We start from the raw sequence: 2,817 nt of genomic DNA, 5'->3' as shown, positions 1-2,817 counted from the left end.
GATTATGGTTGTTTCCGCTTCCACTGAGAGAATAGACGATAGTGATCAAGGCTAGTAACATTTCCTTCAGCACCAGACTGATAGGGCATTTCTACGAGGTTATACTCTACATCCTCACAACAAATAGCAAAGGCAACCTGCAATACCTCTAAAAATGTGACAAAGCTCTGACAGGCTTCTAGGTGCAAAACACTATAGTGTTGGATAAGCTGTGATAGCCGTGCCTCTAGATGCATACGGCTTTGAGGGGCAATCAGTACTAGTTTTAACAACACCATCACTAAGGTTAGCGGTAAGCTTTGTATCTGAAACAGATGAAATAGGGCTGCTGGTGACTCACCATCTTCACAGGTAAAACAATCCACCAAATATTCACAGGTAGAGACCAACAATTGCTGGTTCACAGGGTCATGATTCTGATTGACCTGAAAATGAGTCAACTTGGCCATCAACTTCGATCGCACTGCTTGGGTAAAGGGTTGGGAATCTACTGAATAGGTGATGTAGCTCATCAACCCTGTTTTGAAGGTTTGATAATTCACATCCTTAACTTCCTGTAGGAACAGCCGAGCTAATGTTTGATGCCTAAACTGACCCTGTTGAGCAACGATCGTCTTCACTAGCCACAACACCTCATCCCCCAATTGGGTAGGATTTCGCGGGCAATCAGTCTGCTCCTTACCAACCCCCTTGATTGTTTGACAACGAGCAGTATACATTGCTAGCTCAAATTTGAACCGCTGTTTCAACTGAGCAGCCGCAATGTGAGCGGCACGACGTTGCTCTACAGGATTATGGGGATCAACTGCTTGATAAACCAAGCGATAGGTGTGGTATCGATCAACCCACGGATCTCCCGCTGTCAATACCCCATGGCGAAAGGCAAATAAACAGAGATCCTGGTAGTCTGAGCTTTGAATAAAATGCTTGAGCCATCTACGCAGTTGCCGTAGGGTAGAGGAACTAGTCGATCGTTGGATTAACTCATCAGCAAACAAGTATACCAATGCCTGAATTTGGCTGTAGCAGCGATGCAGTTCCCAATGGTTTACTAGAATGTAGCAGCATCGTTTCAACGTATTCCGAAAAACAACCTCTTGGTTAGACAAGAGAATGCTGTAGAATGCGGTCAGCACCTTGGTATCAGCTACATCCTGGCAGTGAATGATGAGTTGACGAAATTCCACCAACACCTCAGTTGAGGATTTCTGCCTGATAATCTGAAGAAAGTATTCATAGATTAGCTCTTGAGCTTGGGCTAGGTTGGTATAGTCTGACATAGAGATGGACGGCACAACAGTAGGTGAGAGCTGAATAGCAGTCATAGCGACATCCTTCTAACTTGTACGCCGTTAATCCTATGGGAAAGGCTGGGTTTATGTAACCTGATAGCTGTTAGGGATTTTGATAAAAAACCACCTAATCATAATTAGTGATTTGGAAAAATTTTCCAGTTAGAGCAGGCGTTTGGAACTCTGAACACCGCTACAGCTCAGGCCATTCTCCCTCTAAAAGTGGTCGATCAAGTCCAATCAAAGGGAATACCATGCCCCGTTGGGAACAACCACGCTGGAAAGACCAAGCCAGAGGATAGGTGTGATGGTTGCAGAGCTAACCCAGACTCCTTCACTACCGCCGTTAGAGAATGGCGATCGCTTGACTCGATCTGAGTTTGAGCAGCGCTATACAGCAACGCCCACATCAAGAAAGCAAAATTGATTAAGGAGTAGTTTACATGGCAGTGGCACTGCGGTTTAGAAGTCATGGTCAACCCCACGCTCAACTATTAGGTTGGCTATTTAACTATCAGATAGTCACGCCGGGAACCAAGCTAGTGTGTAACGGTTGGCAACGTAGGCGCTCTCAGCCAGAGATAGGGAGAGTCTGTGTCGGTAAATCCCTAACTACCTAATCAACAGTAGGTAGTTCGCTCTGAAACAGCGATCGTGTTAATTTTTCCGTTGAACGATTCGGTGATTCTCAAAGCATCTGATATGCTACTCTCCATTCATCCGGTCTGCTCGATTAGGGAGTCTCTATGCATCGAGAGAATTGTTTGCCAGCGATCGCTCAACATCTGCCAGTACAACGATGCAACTCATGCTCCCAAATCCTGCCATTACTGGTAGCACTTGGTTCACTGCTGATAGCCCCACCGACCCAAGCCCAACTCATCCCCGACAATACCCTAGGCAGTGAAGCTAGCACTGTCACCCCTAATGCCCCTGTGCGTGGCCTCCCGGCTGACCTGATCCAGGGGGGCGCTACCAGAGGCACCAACCTCTACCATAGCTTCCAGGATTTCAACGTGGCAGACCAGCAACGGGTCTACTTCGCCAACCCCACTAGCATCGACAGCATCCTCACCCGCGTCACTGGTAACAATCTCTCCCACATCCTGGGCACCTTAGGGGTAGACGGAGCCGCTAGCCTATTCCTGCTCAATCCCCACGGTATTCTCTTCGGTGCCAACGTCAAGCTAGACATTGCTGGATCCTTCACTGCCAGCACCGCCGATAGTTTTCTCCTCCCTGATGGCAGCCAGTTCAGCGCCACCAACCCCCAAGCCCCACCCCTACTCACGGTAGCCGTGACTCCCGGCTTGCAGGCGGGGGATACTAACCCAGAGGCATGGTTAACGAATCCCTCTTCCCCCCACTTCCTCTTCCCAGGTAGCGAGAAGGGGACTTCAGCTTCTCTTTCCCCCTCGCCCAGCTTGGGAGAGGGGGACACAGGGGGTGAGGGCCTCATACCCGTCAGTCAAGAGTTGCTCTCATCCCCCAAACCTCTTCTTCTAGGTAGCGAGAAGGGGGCTTC

Annotated in this window: 3 protein-coding genes; 1 reads left to right on the top strand and 2 read right to left on the bottom strand. The window is 48.8% G+C overall.

The window, feature by feature from the left end; translation table 11 throughout:
• Nucleotides 1-2: 2 nt before the first annotated feature.
• Together NZ772_16800 and NZ772_16795 are read right to left on the bottom strand one after the other, a co-directional pair.
• On the bottom strand, nucleotides 3-1,325 hold the full coding sequence (locus NZ772_16800) for a hypothetical protein (protein ID MCS6815214.1): 1,323 nt from the start codon (nucleotides 1,323-1,325) through the stop codon (nucleotides 3-5).
• 197 nt (nucleotides 1,326-1,522) lie between these two features.
• The gene (locus tag NZ772_16795; protein ID MCS6815213.1) at nucleotides 1,523-1,765 is read right to left on the bottom strand and encodes a hypothetical protein; all 243 of its coding nucleotides are present in this window, start codon (nucleotides 1,763-1,765) and stop codon (nucleotides 1,523-1,525) included.
• Between the two features lie 273 nt (nucleotides 1,766-2,038).
• Here NZ772_16795 and NZ772_16790 point away from each other — a divergent pair.
• Nucleotides 2,039-2,817: filamentous hemagglutinin N-terminal domain-containing protein (locus NZ772_16790; protein ID MCS6815212.1), on the top strand; the 779-nt coding region annotated here is incomplete at its 3' end.

It is taken from the genome of Cyanobacteriota bacterium, assembly GCA_025054735.1.
Classification (GTDB): Bacteria; Cyanobacteriota; Cyanobacteriia; order SKYG9; family SKYG9; genus SKYG9.
The sequence above is the reverse complement of the archived record's forward strand: the minus strand, read 5'-3'. Positions and strand labels throughout refer to the sequence as shown.

Bases quoted from the DNA above. Each gene is read 5' to 3' on its own strand.
- NZ772_16800 (MCS6815214.1), bottom strand. From the start codon at position 1,325: ATGACTGCTATTCAGCTCTCACCTACTGTTGTGCCGTCCATCTCTATG.
- NZ772_16795 (MCS6815213.1), bottom strand. From the start codon at position 1,765: ATGACTTCTAAACCGCAGTGCCACTGCCATGTAAACTACTCCTTAATC.